The sequence below is a fragment of the Bradyrhizobium sp. 132 genome (assembly GCF_023074185.1).
Taxonomy (GTDB): domain Bacteria; phylum Pseudomonadota; class Alphaproteobacteria; order Rhizobiales; family Xanthobacteraceae; genus Bradyrhizobium.
This window is the reverse complement of sequence record NZ_JADPKY010000041.1, coordinates 49802-68620: the sequence shown is the minus strand read 5'-3', so window position 1 is coordinate 68620 and position 18819 is coordinate 49802. Positions and strand designations below refer to the sequence as shown.

Genomic DNA, 18819 nt, shown 5'->3' with positions numbered 1-18819 from the left:
GAAATGGCGCTTCTGGCCTCAGCCACCCCGCTCCTTCCGCAACTTGGCCCAATAATCCAGCCGCTTGCGGATCTCGCGTTCAAAACCGCGCTCGGGCGGGTCGTAGAAGGTCTGGCGGCCCAGGGCTTCCGGAAAGTAGTCCTGGCCGGAGAACGCGTCCGGGGTGTCGTGGTCGTATTCGTAAGATGCGCCGTAGCCTTCCGATTTCATCAGCTTGGTCGGGGAATTCAGGATGTGCTTCGGCGGCAGCAGTGAGCCGGCCTGCTTTGCGACCTGCATCGCCGTGCCGAAGGCGGTGTAGACGGCGTTCGATTTCGGCGCGGTGGCGAGATAGACCACGGCCTGCGCGATGGCGAGCTCGCCCTCGGGATGGCCGAGGAAGTCGAAGGCATCCTTGGCGGCGTTAGCAATGACGAGCGCCTGCGGATCGGCAAGGCCGATGTCCTCCACTGCCATGCGCACGACGCGCCGGGCCAGGAACAGCGGGTCCTCGCCGGCATCGAGCATGCGTGCGAGATAATACAGCGCGGCATCGGGATCGGAGCCCCGCACCGACTTATGCAGCGCCGAGATCAAATTGTAATGGCCATCGGCCGACTTGTCGTAGATGGGCGCGCGACGCTGCAAAATCTCCTGCAACTGCGTGGCGTCGAAAATCTCGTCCTTGCGCGCAGCGCGCCAGACTTCCTCGACGAGCGTCAGCGACGCACGGCCGTCGCCATCGGCCATGCGAACCAGCACGGCGCGCGCTTCCTCGTCGAGCGGCAGCTTGCGGCCCTCGACCTCCTCGGCATGCGCGAACAGCTTTTCGATCGCGGCCGCATCGAGCGAGCGAAACACCAGCACGCGCGCCCGGGACAGAAGCGCCGCGTTGAGCTCGAAGGACGGGTTTTCGGTAGTGGCGCCGACCATCACCACCGTGCCGTCTTCCATGACGGGCAGAAACGAATCCTGCTGGGCGCGGTTAAAACGATGCACCTCGTCGACGAACAGCAACGTGCCCTTGCCCATCTCGCGGCGGGCACGCGCGGCCTCAAAGGCTTTCTTCAAATCGGCGACGCCGGAGAACACCGCGGAGATCTGCTCGAAATGCAAATCGGTGGCGTCCGCGAGCAGCCGCGCTACCGTGGTCTTGCCGGTGCCGGGCGGGCCCCAGAATACCAGCGACCCCAGCGTGCGCGTCTCCAGCATGCGCGTCAGCGCGCCGTCGGGACCCAGGATGTGATCCTGGCCGACGACCTCCGAGAGCGCGCGCGGCCGCAGCCGATCCGGCAGCGGATGCGGAGCCTCGTGATCGAGCCCCGCCGCGGCAAAGAGAGTTGGCGTCTCCTGTGGTCGCTTCGGACTCATCCGCCCAGCGTGACGTTGATTTGCTGCCCGCCGCGCACCAGCGTGATGCGCCAGATGCGCTGGCGCTCGGCCGCCGCCTTTTCGAGGTCGCTGGTCTTGCTGATCTTCTGGTTGTTGACCGCCAGGATCACGTCGCCCTTCTGGAAGCCGACATTCGCGGCCGCGCTGTCGCCGCCGAGATCGGTGACCACGACGCCTTCGGTGTCGGCGTCCAGATGCAGCTCGTCGGCGAGTGCCGGGGTGATGGTCGAGACCTTCGCGCCCTGGAGAGGCGAGCGCGCGGTGATGACGAGCTCGTTGCGGCCGGTATCGGGCGCGGCGTCCAGCGCGACCGTCAGCCTGACCGGCTTGCCGCCGCGCTGCACGTCGATCTGCGCCGTGCCGCCGAGCGGCCGTGTGGCGAAGCGATAGTCGAAGGCGTTGGGATCATCCACGGTCTGGCCGTCGATGGAGACGATCAGGTCGGAGGATTTTAGCCCGGCCTTGGCCGCCGGTCCGTTCGGAACGACGCTTGCGACCAGCGCGCCGGTGGGCGAACGCAGGCCGAGGCTTTCGGCGATCTCGGGCGTCACCGCCTGCAATTTCGCGCCAAGCCACGGCCGCTTCACCGCCTTGCCGCCGCCCTTTGCGGAGGCGACGACGACGCGCACCATGTTGGCGGGGATTGCGAAGCCGATGCCCTGCGAGCCGCCGGAGCGCGAATAGATCGCGGTGTTGATGCCCGCGAGCCTGCCGTTCATGTCGACCAACGCGCCGCCGGAATTGCCGGGATTGATCGCCGCGTCGGTCTGGATGAAGAACTGGTAGTCGGTGATACCGACCTGCGTACGCGCCAGCGCCGAGATGATGCCGTGGGTCACGGTCTGGCCGACGCCAAAGGGATTGCCGATGGCCATCACGACGTCGCCTACCATCAGCTCGTCCGAATTGGTGAATTCGAGAGCCGGAAACTTCTCTTTGGTGTCCTTGAGACGCAACACCGCGAGATCGCTGCGAGAGTCCTTCAGCACGATCTCGGCCTCGAACTCACGCTTGTCCGACAGCGACACCTTGACCTGGTCGGCGCCTTCGATGACATGGACGTTGGTGACGACGAGCCCGGACGCATCGACGATCACGCCCGAACCAAGTGAGCGCTGCACCTGCTCCTGCTGCTGGCCGGGCGCGCCGAAGAAGCGGCGGAAAATCGGATCGTCGAGCAGCGGGTTGCGGTTCTGCACTACCTTGGCGGCATAGACGTTGACGACCGCCGGCTGCACCCGCTGCACGATCGGCGCATAGGACAGCCGCAGTTCGGCGGGCGAGGACGGGACACGGCGGTCCTGCGCGGCGGCCGGATTGAAGTTGGCCGAAAAGGCTATGCACAGTGCCGTGACGACGGCGGCCCAGGTCGATCGAAACATTCCTACCTCTCGGAAAAGACGCCGGAATATAGGCGCGTTCGCCCGCTAATAGAAGGGTGCCCCGCGGCATATTCAGCCCCCTTTTGGTGTGTCCGGCCTGCAAGCCCTGCGTGCGAAATAGCAATTTGCCGGGGCTGTGGATTGGCATGATGCACGTCATCTTGCATGGTGGTGCAAGGCGGATTCGGTTGCGGCGAATTTACATCAGTGGGAACCGCGCAACCGGGCGCAGAGTCGCGGGGCAGTCATCGATCATACCTAGGCTCTCCGTTGCGACTTGAGGAAGTTCGTCAACCGATGGAGTCATGACGTGAGCAGGATCAGAATTGCAGCCACGGCGATCGGTCTCGCCGGCGCGCTGGCGGCCTCGCAGGCCCAGGCCCAATCGGCGAGCAGCAGCGATCAGGAGATCACGCTCCTGAAGCAGCAGTTGAAGATGCTGGAGCAGAAGCTCGACAAGCTCCAGAGCCAGACCGCCGCGAACACCGCGGCTGCGGCCAAGGCCAGGACCGAAGCGAAGGCGGAGGCGAAAGCCGAAGCGCGTTCCGAAGCGAAGGCCGTCGTTGCCAATGCCAACGCGGCGATCCCGCTCAAGGGACCGGCGCCAGCGTCCGGCGTCGTGGTGACGATGCCGAATAACCGGCCGACCATCTGCACCGCCGATGGGGCGAACTGTGTGGGGATCACCGGCCGCGTGCATTGGGATGTCGGCGGCTATGACTATCGGCCCAACACGGCGGCGACCGTGCCGCAAAAGCTCGACAGCGGCGAGAACGTCCGTCGCGCGCGCATCGGTCTCGCCGGCAAATTCTTCAACGACTGGAATTTCGCGCTGGTCTACGACTTCGGCGGTTCCTCCGACGGATTTGGCGGCTCTGCGCCCGGCTCGCTACCCGGCGGCGGCGTCTCAGGCGTCGAGAACGCCTATCTCAGTTACACCGGCTTGAAACCGTTCGGCGGCAAGATGGCCATCGAAGGCGGCATCATGGACCTGCCCTACACCCTCGATGAGGCCACGAGCTCCAACGACATCATGTTCATGGAGCGCGCCTCAGCGGGCATCGTCGCGACCAGCATCGCCGCGGGCGACTTCCGCTCCGCCGTCGGCACGCGCTGGTACAACGACCAGCTCTGGATCGGCGGCTATGTCACGGGACCCTCGACCGGTGCGATCCATTCCGCGTCCAGCGTGGCACCGAACGGTGCCTCCGAGCAGTATGGCGCCGTCGCCCGCGTTGCCGGCCAGGTCGTCAGCGGCAAGGATTACTCGCTCCATCTCGGCGGAAACGCCGAATGGCTGATCCAGCCGCCGCGCAACATGGTGACGGGTGCGCAGACGGTCACGCTCAGCGACCGCCCGGAACTGCGCATCGATCCGACGGCACTGGCTACCACCGGTGCGATCGCCAATGCCTCCGGCGCGCAGGTCTACAGCGTCGAAGCGGCCGCCACCTACGGACCGCTGATCCTGCAGGGCGAGTATTTCTGGTACAACATCGACCGCAGCGCCAATACCGGCCTGCCGCCGCTGGGTGCGCCGAGCCTCAAATTCCAGGGCGGCTATGCACAGGCCGGCTACGTGCTGACGGGCGAGGGCCGCAGCTACAACGCGGCGAACGCGGCCTATGGCGGCGTCAAGCCGGCGCACCCGTTCTCGCTCGATGGCGGCGGCTGGGGCGCATGGGAAATCGCGGGGCGCTTCTCGACCATCGACCTCAATGATCAATTCGGAACGGCCACCGGCATCGCAGGCGGCCGGCAGACCGTCTACACGGCGGCCCTGAACTGGTACGTCAACGGCAACGTTCGCTTCATGCTCGACTATCTGCATGGCACGGTATCGAAACAGGCCTCACCGGTCTCGGCCGCCGATGTCGGCTCGAAGTTCGACGCTGTCGCGATGCGCACGCAGTTCGCGTTTTGAGATGATCTCTGCCGGGAGCGACACCGTCCGCTCCCGGAAATCTACGCGGCGCGCTTCGGTTTCTTCACGACGACCGGCGCCGGCGCGCAGGACAGCCGCTGCTGATGGCTCTCGCCCCAGGCCTTCAGGATGTCGATCACGGGCTTGAGGCTCTCGCCGAGCTCGGAGAGAGAATATTCCACGCGCGGCGGCACCTCGGCGTAGACCTTGCGAATGACGAGCTTGTCCTCCTCCAGCGCACGAAGCTGCTTGGTCAGCATGCGCTGGGTGATGCCGGGCACCCGGCGGCGTAATTCGCCGAAACGCTGGGTGCCGTCCTGCAAGTGGTAGAGGATCACGCCCTTCCACTTGCCGTCGATGAGATCGAGCGTCGCCTCGACCGAGCATCCGGGACGACGGGCGAAGTCGCGCCGTTTCATGTGTGTTTTCCCAATAGTATCCAAACAGGGACTATATCCCCGAATTTACAGTACTTGCCAAATTAGAGCCAGAGCGACAGTTAGGACGGCAGGCGAGCACGCCATCTGATGGAGACAAGCCATGAAGGCCGTCGGCTACAAAAAGTCGCTTCCGATCGAGGATCAGGACGCGCTGATCGATTTCGAGACCACCAAGCCCGAACCCAAGGGGCGCGACATCCGCGTGGCCGTGAAGGCGATCTCGGCCAATCCGGTCGATTACAAGGTGCGCAAGCGCGCCGCCCCGCCCGAGGGCGAGACGAAGATTCTGGGCTATGACGCGGCCGGCGTGGTCGACGCCGTCGGTCCCGACGTCACGCTGTTCAAGCCGGGCGACGAGGTGTTTTACGCCGGCTCGATCCTGCGCCAGGGCACCAACTCCGAATTCCATCTGGTCGACGAGCGTATCGTCGGCAACAAGCCGAAAAGCCTGTCGTTCGCGCAAGCCGCCGCCCTTCCCCTCACCTCCATCACCGCCTGGGAGCTGTTGTTCGATCGGCTCGGTGCGGTGCCCGGCAAGAGTGTCGATCCGCGCACGCTGCTGATCACGGGCGGCGCCGGCGGCGTCGGCTCGATCCTGATCCAGCTCGCCCGCCGCCTCACCGGGCTGACGGTGGTCGCGACCGCGACGCGGCCCGAATCGCAAAAATGGTGCCTCGATCTCGGCGCGCATGCGGTGATCGACCACGGCCAGCCAATGAAGGAGCAGATCGAGAAGCTGAAGCTGCCGCCGGTCGCGCTGGTCGCGAGCCTCACCTTCACCGACCAGCACTACAAGGCGATCGCGGACGTGATGGCACCACAGGGCAAGTTCGGCCTGATCGACGATCCCCCGGAATTCACCGTGAGCGCGTTCAAGGGCAAGGCGATCTCGGTGCACTGGGAATCGATGTTCACGCGCTCCTCGTTCCAGACCGCCGACATGATCGCGCAGCATCATCTGCTGGGCGATGTCGCCGACCTCATCGACAAGGGCGTGCTGCGCACCACGCTCGACCAGACCTTTGGCACGATCAACGCCGCCAACCTCAAGCGCGCGCATGCGCTGCTCGAGAGCGGCAAGTCGCGCGGCAAGATCGTGCTGGAGGGGTGGTAGATAATGCTGCGTAGGGTGGCTTAGCCTTGCGACTGCGCGAAGCACAGTTCGCACGGCGCAACCCACCCTGCGATTCCGCGCTTGACGCTGCACTGCAGCCTTTACGCAATCGTGTTGACGATGCCGCCCTCGGCACGCAACGCCGCGCCGTTGGTCGCGGAGGCTTCCTTCGAAGCCGCATAAACCACCATGTTGGCGATTTCGTCGACGCTGGCGAAGCGCTGGAGCAGCGAGCTTGGGCGATGCTGTTTGACGAAATTGGCCGCGGCCTCGTCGAGTGACTGGCCGTTCTGCTTGGCAAGATCCTTTACAAACGTCTCGACGCCTTCAGACATGGTCGGGCCCGGCAGCACGGAATTGACGGTGACGCCGGTGCCGCGGGTTAGCTGCGCCAAGCCCCGCGCGACCGAAAGCTGGGCCGTCTTGCTCATTCCATAGTGGATCATCTCGACGGGAATGTTGAGCCCGGACTCCGAGGAGATGAAGACGACGCGGCCCCAGTTACGCCCAAGCATGCCCTTCAAATACGCGCGCGAGAGACGCACGCCGCTCATGACGTTGACCTCGAAGAAGCGGCTCCAGTCCTCGTCCGGAATGTCGAAAAAGTCTTTCGGCTCGAAGATGCCGGCGTTGTTGATGAGGATATCGACCTCAGGCAGCGCCGCCACGAGTGCCTTGCAGCCCGCAGCGGTCGAGACATCGGCGGCGATGCCGCGGACCTTCCCGCCCACACCTTGCAGCTTGCGCACGACCGCATCGACCTTCTCCTGGCCGCGTCCGTTGATCACGACGCTAGCTCCCGAGCCGGCAAGACCCTTGGCGATGGCGTGGCCGATGCCGGCGGTCGAGCCGGTCACGAGGGCGGTCTTTCCGGAAAGGTCGATGTTCATGCGATGTCTCCATTGATGCTGACGGAGATATCGTGCGCTGCAAGGGCGGCCGCAATCGCCCCTCACCGACGCGTGAGGATTCAGTTGCGAGGCGGAAGCGTCCTGAGAAACGCGACCATGGCGTCGAAACGATGCGCGCCATGAGACGTCGCCGCGTCATACAAAAAAGCGGCGCCCAAGGGCGCCGCTTTCTGAAAACTCGCTACCGGTCGGCTTACGCCGCCTCGGCTTCCTTTTCCTGCACCGGACCGGAGTCCTGGCCCTTGGCATCGACGTCGCGATCGACGAACTCGATCACGGCCATCGGGGCGTTGTCGCCGTAGCGGAAGCCGGCCTTGATGATACGGGTGTAGCCACCCTGGCGATCCTTGTAGCGGGGCGCGAGCGTGTCGAACAGCTTCCTGACCTGATCCTTGTCGCGCATCTCGGAGATGGCCTGGCGGCGCATGGCCAGCCCGCCCTTCTTGCCGAGAGTGATCAGCTTCTCGACGATCGGGCGCAATTCCTTCGCCTTCGGCAGCGTGGTGACGATCTGCTCGTGCTTGATCAGCGCGGCGCACATGTTGGCGAACATCGCGCGGCGATGCTCCGCGGTGCGGTTGAGCTTGCGATGAACCTTGCCGTGACGCATTTTTCTATTCCTTGAATTTCATTCGTCGCGACGGTTCGTCGGACTTGTTGCTCAGGTGGGCTGCCTGCGTTCGCCCGCAAAGGCGCGATGAATTCGCGCCTTTGCCTGTTGTAGTTCAGATCAGTAGTGATCCTCGAAGCGCTTGGCGAGCTCGTCGATGTTCTCCGGCGGCCAGCCCGGCACTTCCATGCCGAGATGCAGACCCATCTGGGCCAGCACTTCCTTGATCTCGTTCAGCGACTTGCGGCCGAAGTTCGGAGTGCGGAGCATTTCCGCTTCGCTCTTCTGCACGAGGTCGCCGATGTAGACGATGTTGTCGTTCTTCAAGCAGTTGGCCGAACGCACCGACAGCTCGAGCTCGTCCACCTTCTTGAGGAAGGCCGGATTGAAGGCGAGGTCCGGGATGATCTCCTGGGCGACTTCCTTGCGCGGCTCTTCGAAGTTGACGAACACGTTGAGCTGATCCTGCAGGATGCGCGCGGCGTAGGCCACGGAGTCATCCGGCGTCAGCGCGCCGTTGGTCTCGATCGTCATGGTCAGCTTGTCGTAGTCGAGGATCTGGCCCTCGCGGGTGTTCTCGACCTTGTAGGAGACCTTGCGGACCGGCGAGTACAGGCTGTCGACCGGAATCAGGCCGATCGGCGCATCCTCGGGACGGTTGCGCTCGGCGGGCACGTAGCCCTTGCCGGTGGCGACCGTGAACTCCATGCGGATCTCGGCGCCCTCGTCCAGGGTGCAGATCTGCAGGTCCGGGTTGAGCACGACCACGTCGCCGACGGTCTGGATGTCGCCAGCGGTGACAGCGCCCGGGCCGGACTTCTTGACGACCATGCGCTTGGGGCCTTCGCCCTGCATCCTGATCGCGATGTCCTTGATGTTGAGCACGATGTCGGTGACGTCCTCACGGACGCCCGCGATCGAGGAGAACTCGTGCAGCACGCCGTCGATATGCACCGACTGAACCGCTGCGCCCTGGAGCGAGGACAGCAGAATGCGGCGCAGCGCGTTGCCGAGCGTCTGGCCGAATCCGCGCTCGAGCGGCTCGGCGACGATGGTCGCGAAACGGGTCGGATCGCTGCCGGGCTGCACCTGGAGCTTGTTCGGCCGAATCAATTCTTGCCAATTTTTCTGGATTGTCACTGTTTCACCCATACAGGCCAGTCAAACTGCTGCTGCAGACACTGGCGTTGGAGAAAGGCCGCAGATCATTCCCACGGCTTTGCAAAAAGTCATTGCGGGCGTCAGAGCGCCCGCAATTTGGTATCAAACGCGCCGACGCTTGCGGGGACGGCAACCGTTGTGCGGGATCGTGGTCACGTCACGGATCGAGGTGACGGTGAAGCCTGCGGCCTGGAGCGCGCGGAGCGCCGATTCACGGCCCGAACCGGGACCCGCGACTTCGACTTCCAGCGTGCGCATGCCGTGCTCCTGCGCCTTCTTCGACACGTCCTCGGCGGCAACCTGCGCGGCATACGGGGTCGACTTGCGCGAGCCCTTGAAGCCCATCGTGCCGGCGGAAGACCAGGCAATCGTGTTGCCCTGCGCGTCGGTGATGGTGATGGTCGTGTTGTTGAACGACGAGTTCACGTGCGCGACGCCGGAGGCGATGTTCTTGCGCTCACGACGACGAACGCGGGTGGCTTCCTTGCCCATAGAGTACCTTTCCTGGAGATCTCAAACGCCGCCGTAGTGCCAGCGGCTACACCTGATGGAACGAAAGGCGTGTGGCGAACGGGTCATCCCCTTTCGCCACACGCCGCGATCTGGATTCGAAAACTTACTTCTTCTTGCCGGCGATGGCCTTGGCCGGGCCCTTGCGCGTGCGCGCATTGGTGTGGGTACGCTGGCCGCGCACCGGCAGGCCGCGACGATGGCGCAGGCCGCGATAGCAGCCGAGGTCCATCAGACGCTTGATGTTGATGCCGACCTCACGACGCAGGTCGCCCTCGACGAGATAGTCGCGGTCGATCACTTCGCGGATCTGGAGCACTTCGGCGTCGCTGAGCTGATTGACGCGACGATCCTCGGGGATCTTCACCTTCTCGATGATCTCACCGGCAATCTTCTGGCCGATGCCATGGATGTACTGGAGCGCGATCAGAACGCGCTTGTTGGTCGGAATGTTCACGCCGGCAATACGGGCCACGGCCTTCTCTCCTGTCGCCGATCCCTCGTCAGGAATCTGGCTTTAAGTGCTTGGTTTCTCGGGCAGGTGTTCACAAACGCGAACACGACGCCCACCCCTGGTCTTTGGGGCCCGGCATCGTTTTAAACTATCCGACTTGGATGCGGGGCTTATTAGGGGATTCAGGGGGCTTTCGTCAACCGCCGCTAGCGCTTGGCTCGCTTTTTCGTGACCTTTTTTGCAGTCTTTTTGGCACCCTTTTTGACAGCCTTCTTGGCAGTCTTTTTGGTCGTCTTTTTGTTGGTCGCCTTCTTGCCGGCTTTCTTGACCGCCTTCTTGGCACCCATCACGGCCTTCTTGCTGGCCTTTTTGGCGGATTTCGCAGCCTTTTTGGCTGTTCTGGTCGGCTTTTTGGCCGATTTCTTCGCCGCTCTCGCCTTTTTGGCCAGGGTCGCCTTGGCCGCGCTCCGGGCGCGGGTCCTGCCATGCGTCTTGGGCTCGACCGCCCCGAGCGCCAGGAGCTGGCGATGAATGGCGCGGGTGACCTCGTCGATGGCCATCATGCCGTCGATGGTCGAAAGCTTCCGCCGCTCGGAATAGTAGTGAATCAGCGGTTCCGTCTGGTTGCGATAGCTGGCGAGTCGCTTGGTCAGAACCTCCGGAGTGTCGTCGAGTCGGACCTCCTCCCCGCGCTCCCGCATCTGGGCGACGCGAGTTTCGACACGACTCAGGAGCGCGCTCTCGTTGACGCGGAGCTCGATCACGGCGTCGAGCTTGAGGTGCTTATGCTTGAGCAGCTCATCCAGCGCCTCGGCCTGCGGCACGGTACGCGGGAAACCGTCGAGGATGAAACCGTTTCTGGCGTCCGGCTGATCAATCCGGTCGGAGATGATTCCGACCACGACATCGTCGGGCACGAGGCCGCCGCTGGCCATGATCTCCTTGGCCTTGAGTCCGACCGGCGTTCCGGCCGCAACGGCCGCGCGCAACATCTCGCCGGTCGAGAGCTGGACGATGCCATAGCGCTGCACCAGCAGTTGCGCCTGGGTCCCCTTGCCCGATCCCGGCGGTCCCAGAAGTATGATTCTCATCGGCGTACGCCCCCCGCATTGGTGAGCGATACGTCGCGCACCCGTGTTTTGAAGTCCAACTACAGTGCAAATCATAATCGCCGCCGCACCGCTACCCATATCATAGGGGAGCAAATGGCCGGACGCCAAGAAGGCCTTTGAGATCAGTGTTTGCGCTACAGGGAGAGCCCGCTCTGCCGATGCGACCGAATGGCTCGCTGGCCATCCCTGCAGGCGCCGCGCGTTGCTCGCGCGGCGAATCGGGGGCGCAGTCGCGCCGCCCGAGAGGACGCCGCGCTTAACGGCGGCGGCCGCGCAGCTTCGACTTCCGGATCAGGCCTTCGTACTGATGCGCCAGCAGATAGCCCTGCACCTGCGCCACCGTGTCCATGGTGACGCTGACGACGATCAGCAGCGAGGTGCCGCCGAAATAGAACGGCACCGAGGCGTAGGAGATCAGGATTTCCGGGATCAAGCAGACGATCGCCAGATAGACCGCGCCAAGCACGGTGACGCGCGACAGCACGTAATCGATATATTCCGCGGTGCGCTCGCCGGGACGAATGCCCGGAATGAAGCCGCCGTGCTTTTTCAGATTGTCCGCGGTCTCGGTCGGATTGAACACGATCGCTGTGTAGAAGAAGGCGAAGAACACGATCAGCGCCAGATACATGATCAGGAACAGCGGACGGCCGTGGCCGAGCTGGGTGGTGATCCACTGGAACCATTCCGGCCCGCTGCCCGCGTTGAAGTTCGCAACCGTGGTCGGCAGCAGCAGCAGCGAGGAGGCGAAGATCGGGGGAATCACGCCCGAGGTGTTGAGCTTGAGCGGCAGATGCGAGGACTGGCCCTCGAACATCTTGTTGCCGACCTGGCGCTTCGGATACTGGATCAAGAGCCGGCGCTGGGCGCGCTCCATGAACACGATGAAGGCGATCACGGCGACCGCCATGATGATGACAACCAGGATCAGGCCGGTCGACATCGCACCCTGACGGCCGAGCTCGAGCATGTTGGCGAGCGCCGCGGGCAGCTCGGCGACGATGCCGGCGAGAATGATCAGGGAGATGCCGTTGCCGATACCGCGCGAGGTGATCTGCTCGCCCAGCCACATCAGGAACATGGTGCCGCCGGTCAGCGTGATCGCCGTGGACAGGCGGAAGAACATGCCGGGGTCGCTGACGACGTTGCCGGCGCCTTCGAGGCCCACCGCGATGCCGTAGGACTGGAACGCCGCGAGAATCACCGTGAGATAACGGGTGTACTGGTTCAGCAGCTTGCGGCCGGACTCGCCTTCCTTCTTCAGCGCCTCGAGCTGGGGCGAGACGGTGGTCAGAAGCTGAATGATGATCGAGGCCGAGATGTACGGCATGATGTTCAACGCAAAGATCGCCATGCGGTGAATGCCGCCGCCGGCGAACATGTTGAACATGCCGAGGATGCCGCCCGCCTGGGAGCGGAACACCTGCTCCCAGATGTTGGGGTCGATGCCGGGCAGCGGGATATAGGTCCCGAGCCGATAAACTAGCAGCGCACCCAGGGTGAACCAGATGCGCTTCTTCAGTTCGTCGGCCTTGGCAAACGCACCGAAATTGAGATTGGCTGCCAGTTGTTCCGCTGCAGAGGCCATCTTGGACTTTCTCCCGCCGCCTATTGCGCCGTTATGCCCGCGGCCGGGCTACATTATACCGGACACCGGACATTATCTGGGGCTACGGCTTCGATAAGTCCATCGTCCCGCATGCGTAAAGGCCCGCGAACCGCGGGCCAATGACGCAGTTGTTACGCCGCCTCGCCTTCTTCCTTGGCAGGCGCGAGGATCTTCACCGAGCCGCCGGCCTTCTCGACCGCTTCAATCGCGGTCTTCGTGGCACCATGGACTTCGATGTTGAGCTTGGCCTTGAGCTCGCCGCGGCCGAGCAGCCGCAGGCCGCCCTTGGGGCGGCGGAGCACGCCAGCCTTGACCAGCGATTCGACGTTCACGACGCTGCCGGAGTCGACCTTCTTGGCATCGACCGCGTCCTGGAGCCGGTCGAGATTGATCTCGACGAACTCGACCCGGAAGATATTCGTGAAACCGCGCTTCGGCAGACGGCGATGCAACGGCATCTGGCCGCCTTCGAAACCCTTGATGCGCACGCCCGAACGCGCGGTCTGACCCTTGCCACCGCGGCCAGCCTGCTTGCCCTTGCCCGAACCAATGCCGCGGCCGACGCGCATACGCTTCTTGCGCGAGCCGGCATTGTCGGCGATATCGCTGAGCTTCATCGCCCTGCTCCTTGTTTCTTGCGCATGACCTTCACCGAAAACGGGTCCCCGCTTTTCGGGATCGTGCGCCTTTGCTTACTTCTCGTCGACGATGCGAACGAGATGGTGAACTTTCAAGATCATGCCGCGGACCGCCGGGGTGTCCGGCAGTTCGCTGGTGCGGCCGATCTTGTTGAGCTTGAGCCCGATCAGCGTCGAACGCTGCGAGTGATGGCGGCGGATTGCGCTGCCAGTCTGCTCGAGCTTGATCGTCTTTGCGGTCGTAACGGCACTCTTGGCCATGGGAGTCTACTCCGAAAAGCTTCCGTTATTCGGCAACCGCCTCGGCGTCGCCACCGATACGGCGGGACTGGAGGGTGGACACCTTGATGTTGCGGCGGGCAGCGACCGAGCGCGGCGAATCCTGATGCTTCAGCGCGTCGAAGGTTGCGCGAACCATGTTGTACGGGTTCGACGAGCCGATCGACTTCGCGACCACGTCCTGGACGCCGAGCGTCTCGAACACGGCGCGCATCGGACCGCCGGCGATGATGCCGGTACCGGCCGGGGCTGCGCGCAGGTAAACACGGCCAGCGCCATGACGGCCGGCGATGTCGTGATGCAGCGTACGGCCCTCGCGCAGCGAGACGCGGGTCAGGTTGCGCTTGGCGGATTCAGTTGCCTTGCGGATCGCCTCAGGCACTTCGCGCGCCTTGCCGTGACCGAAGCCGGCGCGGCCCTTCTGATCGCCGATCACGACCAGCGCTGCGAAACCGAAGCGCTTGCCGCCCTTGACGACCTTGGCGACGCGGTTGATGTGGACGAGCTTGTCGACGAACTCGCTGTCGCGCTCTTCCCTGCGTTCACGTCCGCCGCCGCGTTGATCGCGTCCACCACGTTGTTCGCGTTCTGCCATGGTTTTTCCAGTCCTTCAGAGGCTTACGCCTCAATCCTCAAATTCTGTTAGAAGCTCAGCCCGCTCTCACGCGCCGCGTCGGCAAGAGCCTTGACGCGCCCGTGATAGAGATAGCTGCCGCGATCGAACACGACTTCCTTGACACCCTTCTCGGCGGCGCGCTCGGCCAGCAGCTTGCCGACCGCCTTCGCCGCATCGATATCGGCGCCGGTCTTGCCGCCATCGCGCATCGACTTCTCGAGCGAGGAGGCAGAGGCCAGCGTCTCGCCCTTCAGGTCGTCGATGACCTGGGCGTAGATGTGCTTGGACGAGCGGAACACCGACAGGCGCGGACGGCCGCCACCGGAGCGGCGAAGCTTCAGCCGTACACTGCGCTTGCGCCGGGCATTCGTAACCTTGGCTTTCGACATGACCGGCTCCGTTACTTCTTCTTGCCTTCCTTGCGGAAGATGAATTCGCCAACATACTTCACGCCCTTGCCCTTGTAGGGCTCCGGCGGACGATAGGAGCGAATCTCGGCGGCGACCTGGCCGACGCGCTGGATATCGCTGCCCGTCACCGTGATCTCGGTCGGCTTCGGCACGGTGATCGTGATCCCTTCCGGGATCGCGTAGACCACGTCGTGGCTGTAGCCGAGCGCGAGCTGCAGGTTCTTGCCCTGCAGCGCGGCGCGGTAACCGACGCCGGTGATTTCGAGCTTCTTCTCGAAGCCCTTGGTAACGCCTTCGACCAGATTCGCGACCTGAGCGCGAGCGGTCCCGTACAGGGCCCGTGCGCGGTTGGTCTCGACCCGCGGGTTCACCTTGACCTGGCCGTCCTCGAGCTTCACCTCGACGTCGCTATGGACGACGAATTGAAGCTGGCCCTTCGGCCCCTTCATCTTGACGGTCTGCCCGTCGACGGCCGCGGTCACACCCGACGGCACCGCTACCGGCCTTTTGCCAACTCGTGACATGGATCAAAAATCCTTCTCAGAACACCGTGAAGAGAACTTCGCCGCCCACATTCGCTTCGCGCGCGCTGTGGTCGGCCATGATCCCCTTCGGCGTCGACAACACCGAAATGCCGAGCCCGTTGTTGACCCGCGGCAGAGCCTTCACCGAGGCGTAGACACGACGCCCGGGCTTGGAGACTCGTTCGATCTCGCGGATGACGGGCTCGCCGTCGAAATACTTCAGCTCGATCTCGATCTCGCTGCGGCCCGAGGAGTGCTCGAGCGTGGCGTAACCGCGGATGTAGCCCTCGGTCTTGAGAACCTCGAGCACGTTCTCGCGCATCTTCGAACCAGGCGTGGAGACCTTGCTCTTGGAACGCATCTGAGCGTTGCGGATACGAGTGATCAGATCGCTGATTGGATCGTGCGTAGACATCTAAACGACCCTCCTTACCAGCTGGACTTCACGAGGCCCGGGACCATGCCCCTGGAGCCAAGGTCCCGCATTGCGATGCGGGACAGTTTGGTCAAGCGATAATTCGAGCGCGAACGGCCCGACAGCTCGCAACGCAGACGGATGCGGGTGGCCGACGAATTACGCGGCATTTCCGCAAGCTTCAGGGTCGCGGCGAACCGCTCCTCCATCGGCAGCGTCTTGTCGGCGATGATCGCCTTCAACCGCGCGCGCTTCGGGGCGGCGTTCTTCGTCATCCGCTTGCGCCGGTTGTTCTTCTCGACTGAACTCTTCTTTGCCATGCTTGGCTCCTGGGTATCCGCGTTTGAGAGGCTTTACGTCAGCGTCTCACTGCCGGAACGGGAAATTGAAAGCGGTCAACAAGGCCCTCGCCTCGTCGTCGGTCTTGGCCGTGGTGCAGACGGTGATGTCCATACCGCGCGATTCCGTGACCTTGTCGAAGTCGATCTCGGGGAAAATGATGTGTTCCTTGAGGCCGAGCGAATAGTTGCCGCGACCGTCGAAACTCTTCGGATTCAGGCCACGGAAATCTCGGACGCGCGGCAGCGCGACCGTCACCAGGCGATCGATGAACTCGTACATGCGGGCCTTGCGCAGCGTGACCTTGCAGCCAATCGGCTGGTTCTCACGCAACTTGAAGGTCGCGATCGCGACGCGCGAATAGGTCACGATCGCCTTCTGGCCGGCGATCTGGGTCAATTCGGCAGCGGCGTTCTCGGCCTTCTTCCGGTCGTTGACGGAATCGCCAACGCCCATGTTCAGCACGACCTTGTCGAGACGCGGAACCTGCATGACGTTATCATAACCGAACTTCTCGGTCATTTCCGTCCGGATCTTCGCGTCGAATTCCGCGCGCAGGCGCGGCGTGTAAGCGGCCTCAGCCATCGATCTCAGCTCCCGAGCTCTTGGCGATGCGGACCTTCTTGCCGTCCGCCAGAATCTTGAATCCGACGCGGGTCGGCTTTCCGTCCTTGCCGACATACGCGATGTTGGACAGTTGGATCGGCGACTCTTTCGAGATGATGCCGCCCTCCTGGGCCTGCGTCTGCTTCTGGTGACGCTTGACCATGTTGACGCCACGCACGAGCGCGGTGCCGGCATCGGGACGCACTTCGAACACCTCGCCGGTGCGACCCTTATCGCGGCCGGTCAGCACGATGACCTTGTCGCCTTTGCGGATTTTCGCGGCCATCACAGCACCTCCGGCGCGAGCGAGATGATCTTCATGTGGTTCTTGGCGCGCAGCTCGCGCGGCACGGGCCCGAAGATACGGGTGCCGACCGGCTCGGACTGATTGTTGATCAGAACGGCAGCATTCCGGTCGAAGCGGATGACCGAACCGTCAGCGCGGCGGATGTCCTTGCGGACGCGCACCACGACGGCCTTCATCACGTCGCCCTTCTTCACCTTGCCACGCGGAATTGCTTCCTTGATCGAGACGACGATGATGTCGCCGATCGTGGCGTAGCGGCGCTTGGAGCCTCCGAGCACCTTGATACACATGACACGGCGTGCGCCAGAATTGTCGGCCACGTCGAGGTTGGTCTGCATCTGAATCATTGATGCACCTCGTCCTCTTCTCTTTGCGCCAGCCCAGCCGGCGCTCAACATTTCCCTGAAGTCAGTCGGCTAAAGCCAACAGATCAGGCGCTTTTCTTGTGTTCGCCCCGGATCACGACCCAGCGCTTCAACTTCGAAACCGGCTTCGATTCCTCGATCCACACCATGTCGCCCGGCTTGAACTCGTTGCTCTCGTCGTGCGCGTGGTAGTTCTTCGAACGGCGGATCGTCTTCTTGTAGATCGGGTGTGTGAAGCGGCGATCGACGCGCACCACGATGGTCTTGGCTTGCTTGTCGCTGACGACCACGCCCTGCAAAGTACGTTTCGGCATCTTCGTTAGCCTCTTACTTCTTCTTCGCGCGCGTCTGCGCGGCGACGGTCTTGATCCGGGCGATGTCACGGCGGGCCTCGCGCAGGCGCGAGGTGTTCTCGAGCTGCCCGGTGGCGCGCTGGAAGCGCAGGTTGAAACGCTCCTTCTTCAGGTTCAGGATGGCGTCATCCTGCTGATCGGGGCTCAACGCGCGGATGTCTTCGATCTTCATCTGGGCCATGGCCATTACTCCGCAATGCGCTCGACGAAGCGCGTCTTGATCGGCAGCTTCGCTGCCGCCAGGGTCAGCGCTTCACGCGCGGTCTGGGTGTTGACGCCGTCGATCTCGAACAGCACCCGGCCCGGCTTGACGCGCGCGACCCACAGTTCCGGCGCACCCTTGCCGGAGCCCATGCGGACTTCGGCGGGCTTCTTCGACACGGGAACGTCGGGGAACACGCGGATCCAGACGCGGCCGGCGCGCTTCATGTGGCGGGTCAGCGCGCGGCGAGCGGCTTCGATCTGGCGCGCGGTGACGCGCTCAGGCTCGGTCGCCTTCAGGCCGAACTGGCCGAAGGCCAACGTCGCGCCCGAAGACGCAACGCCGTGGATGCGGCCTTTATGCGCCTTCCGGAACTTCGTCTTCTTAGGTTGCATCATGGCTTCAAGCCCTCAAATTCTCTGTGCTGGCCTCAGGCCGCGTTGTCTCGGCGCTGCCGGCCGCCGCGATCGCCGCCGCCACCAGTCTCGCCTTCGGCCATTCTCTTGTCCTGGGCCATCGGATCGTGCTCGAGGATCTCGCCCTTGAAGATCCAGACCTTGACGCCGCAGGTGCCGAAGGTCGTGAACGCGGTCGCAACGCCGTAGTCGATGTCGGCCCGCAGCGTGTGCAGCGGCACGCGACCTTCGCGATACCACTCCATGCGCGCGATTTCCGCGCCGCCGAGACGCCCCGAGCAGTTGATCCGGATGCCTTCCGCACCGAGACGCATCGCCGACTGAACGGCGCGCTTCATGGCCCGGCGGAACGCCACGCGGCGCTCCAGCTGCTGCGCGATCGATTCCGCCACCAGCGTCGCATCGAGCTCCGGCTTGCGGATTTCGACGATGTTGATGACGACGTCGGACGAAGTGATGTCCGCGACCTTCTTGCGCAGCTTGTCGATGTCGGCGCCCTTCTTGCCGATCACCACGCCTGGACGAGCCGAGTGGATGGTGACGCGGCACTTCTTGTGCGGACGTTCGATCACGATGCGGGCGACAGCCGCCTGCTTGAGCTCCTTGTGCAGGATCTCGCGGATCTTGACGTCCTCGTGCAACAGCTTGCCATATTCCTGCTTGCCGGCGAACCAGCGGGAATCCCAGGTCCGGTTGATGCCAAGACGCAGACCGATCGGATTGATCTTTTGACCCATCGTGTGCTCCTGCG

At 63.6% G+C, this 18819-nt stretch carries 26 protein-coding genes; 2 read left to right on the top strand and 24 right to left on the bottom strand.

The window, feature by feature from the left end; translation table 11 throughout:
• Positions 1–18: 18 nt before the first annotated feature.
• Positions 19–1350 carry a replication-associated recombination protein A gene (locus IVA74_RS07465; RefSeq protein ID WP_247341202.1) on the bottom strand — a complete coding sequence of 444 codons (1332 nt, stop codon included), beginning with the start codon at positions 1348–1350 and terminating at the stop codon, positions 19–21.
• The gene (locus IVA74_RS07460; protein ID WP_247341200.1) at positions 1347–2753 is read right to left on the bottom strand and encodes a DegQ family serine endoprotease; all 1407 of its coding nucleotides are present in this window, start codon (positions 2751–2753) and stop codon (positions 1347–1349) included. Before IVA74_RS07460 ends, IVA74_RS07465 begins: the two co-directional genes overlap by 4 nt.
• A gap of 310 nt (positions 2754–3063) precedes the next feature.
• Here IVA74_RS07460 and IVA74_RS07455 point away from each other — a divergent pair, with 310 nt between their 5' ends.
• Positions 3064–4677 carry an OprO/OprP family phosphate-selective porin gene (locus IVA74_RS07455; RefSeq protein ID WP_247341197.1) on the top strand — a complete coding sequence of 538 codons (1614 nt, stop codon included), beginning with the start codon at positions 3064–3066 and terminating at the stop codon, positions 4675–4677.
• Between the two features lie 41 nt (positions 4678–4718).
• Here the strand turns inward: IVA74_RS07455 and IVA74_RS07450 are convergent, their stop codons facing one another.
• Positions 4719–5096: a helix-turn-helix domain-containing protein gene (locus IVA74_RS07450; RefSeq protein WP_247341195.1), complete on the bottom strand. Its 378-nt coding sequence runs from the start codon at positions 5094–5096 to the stop codon at positions 4719–4721.
• 121 nt (positions 5097–5217) lie between these two features.
• On the opposite strand from IVA74_RS07450, the gene IVA74_RS07445 reads away from it, so the two are divergent.
• Positions 5218–6231, top strand: coding sequence for a zinc-binding alcohol dehydrogenase family protein (locus IVA74_RS07445; protein WP_247341193.1), 1014 nt, complete (start codon positions 5218–5220; stop codon positions 6229–6231).
• Between the two features lie 101 nt (positions 6232–6332).
• Here the strand turns inward: IVA74_RS07445 and IVA74_RS07440 are convergent, their stop codons facing one another.
• The 21 genes from IVA74_RS07440 to rpsC form a co-directional block, all read right to left on the bottom strand.
• Positions 6333–7121 (bottom strand): SDR family oxidoreductase, encoded by a 789-nt coding sequence (locus IVA74_RS07440; protein ID WP_247341189.1) that lies wholly within the window; start codon positions 7119–7121, stop codon positions 6333–6335.
• A 214-nt stretch (positions 7122–7335) separates the two neighbouring features.
• Positions 7336–7752 (bottom strand): 50S ribosomal protein L17, encoded by a 417-nt coding sequence (gene rplQ, locus IVA74_RS07435; RefSeq protein ID WP_007603047.1) that lies wholly within the window; start codon positions 7750–7752, stop codon positions 7336–7338.
• Positions 7753–7872: 120 nt separating this feature from the next.
• Positions 7873–8904, bottom strand: coding sequence for a DNA-directed RNA polymerase subunit alpha (locus IVA74_RS07430; RefSeq protein WP_247341187.1), 1032 nt, complete (start codon positions 8902–8904; stop codon positions 7873–7875).
• A 111-nt stretch (positions 8905–9015) separates the two neighbouring features.
• A complete protein-coding gene (gene rpsK / locus IVA74_RS07425; RefSeq protein ID WP_007603045.1) occupies positions 9016–9405 on the bottom strand; it encodes a 30S ribosomal protein S11 in 390 nt (129 codons plus the stop codon).
• Positions 9406–9529: 124 nt separating this feature from the next.
• On the bottom strand, positions 9530–9898 hold the full coding sequence (rpsM, locus tag IVA74_RS07420) for a 30S ribosomal protein S13 (RefSeq protein WP_092034909.1): 369 nt from the start codon (positions 9896–9898) through the stop codon (positions 9530–9532).
• Positions 9899–10083: 185 nt separating this feature from the next.
• Complete coding sequence (locus IVA74_RS07415) at positions 10084–10968, bottom strand: adenylate kinase (protein ID WP_247341185.1); 885 nt, start codon at positions 10966–10968, stop codon at positions 10084–10086.
• A 277-nt stretch (positions 10969–11245) separates the two neighbouring features.
• The gene (secY, locus tag IVA74_RS07410; protein WP_246916884.1) at positions 11246–12577 is read right to left on the bottom strand and encodes a preprotein translocase subunit SecY; all 1332 of its coding nucleotides are present in this window, start codon (positions 12575–12577) and stop codon (positions 11246–11248) included.
• 152 nt (positions 12578–12729) lie between these two features.
• Positions 12730–13215 (bottom strand): 50S ribosomal protein L15, encoded by a 486-nt coding sequence (rplO, locus tag IVA74_RS07405; RefSeq protein WP_247341183.1) that lies wholly within the window; start codon positions 13213–13215, stop codon positions 12730–12732.
• Positions 13216–13290: 75 nt separating this feature from the next.
• The gene (rpmD, locus tag IVA74_RS07400; RefSeq protein ID WP_211399432.1) at positions 13291–13497 is read right to left on the bottom strand and encodes a 50S ribosomal protein L30; all 207 of its coding nucleotides are present in this window, start codon (positions 13495–13497) and stop codon (positions 13291–13293) included.
• A gap of 25 nt (positions 13498–13522) precedes the next feature.
• Positions 13523–14110, bottom strand: coding sequence for a 30S ribosomal protein S5 (gene rpsE, locus IVA74_RS07395; protein WP_007603037.1), 588 nt, complete (start codon positions 14108–14110; stop codon positions 13523–13525).
• Between the two features lie 47 nt (positions 14111–14157).
• Entirely contained in the window at positions 14158–14520 is a 363-nt protein-coding gene (gene rplR, locus IVA74_RS07390; RefSeq protein ID WP_007603036.1) for a 50S ribosomal protein L18, read from the bottom strand.
• A gap of 11 nt (positions 14521–14531) precedes the next feature.
• Positions 14532–15065, bottom strand: a complete 534-nt coding sequence (gene rplF, locus IVA74_RS07385; protein ID WP_247341181.1) for a 50S ribosomal protein L6 — start codon at positions 15063–15065, stop codon at positions 14532–14534.
• Between the two features lie 16 nt (positions 15066–15081).
• On the bottom strand, positions 15082–15480 hold the full coding sequence (gene rpsH / locus IVA74_RS07380; RefSeq protein WP_008136338.1) for a 30S ribosomal protein S8: 399 nt from the start codon (positions 15478–15480) through the stop codon (positions 15082–15084).
• Positions 15481–15494: 14 nt separating this feature from the next.
• Positions 15495–15800: a 30S ribosomal protein S14 gene (rpsN, locus tag IVA74_RS07375; RefSeq protein ID WP_247341178.1), complete on the bottom strand. Its 306-nt coding sequence runs from the start codon at positions 15798–15800 to the stop codon at positions 15495–15497.
• Between the two features lie 46 nt (positions 15801–15846).
• Positions 15847–16404, bottom strand: a complete 558-nt coding sequence (gene rplE / locus IVA74_RS07370) for a 50S ribosomal protein L5 (protein ID WP_247341176.1) — start codon at positions 16402–16404, stop codon at positions 15847–15849.
• A complete protein-coding gene (gene rplX, locus IVA74_RS07365; protein WP_247341174.1) occupies positions 16397–16711 on the bottom strand; it encodes a 50S ribosomal protein L24 in 315 nt (104 codons plus the stop codon). The genes rplE and rplX overlap by 8 nt, the downstream gene beginning before the upstream one ends.
• On the bottom strand, positions 16711–17079 hold the full coding sequence (gene rplN, locus IVA74_RS07360; RefSeq protein WP_007603030.1) for a 50S ribosomal protein L14: 369 nt from the start codon (positions 17077–17079) through the stop codon (positions 16711–16713). The genes rplX and rplN overlap by 1 nt, the downstream gene beginning before the upstream one ends.
• A gap of 83 nt (positions 17080–17162) precedes the next feature.
• On the bottom strand, positions 17163–17411 hold the full coding sequence (gene rpsQ / locus IVA74_RS07355; protein ID WP_247341172.1) for a 30S ribosomal protein S17: 249 nt from the start codon (positions 17409–17411) through the stop codon (positions 17163–17165).
• A 13-nt stretch (positions 17412–17424) separates the two neighbouring features.
• Positions 17425–17631 carry a 50S ribosomal protein L29 gene (rpmC, locus tag IVA74_RS07350; protein WP_007603026.1) on the bottom strand — a complete coding sequence of 69 codons (207 nt, stop codon included), beginning with the start codon at positions 17629–17631 and terminating at the stop codon, positions 17425–17427.
• A 5-nt stretch (positions 17632–17636) separates the two neighbouring features.
• A complete protein-coding gene (gene rplP / locus IVA74_RS07345) occupies positions 17637–18050 on the bottom strand; it encodes a 50S ribosomal protein L16 (protein WP_063982581.1) in 414 nt (137 codons plus the stop codon).
• A gap of 32 nt (positions 18051–18082) precedes the next feature.
• Positions 18083–18805, bottom strand: coding sequence for a 30S ribosomal protein S3 (gene rpsC, locus IVA74_RS07340; protein ID WP_247341170.1), 723 nt, complete (start codon positions 18803–18805; stop codon positions 18083–18085).
• Positions 18806–18819 lie beyond the last annotated feature (14 nt).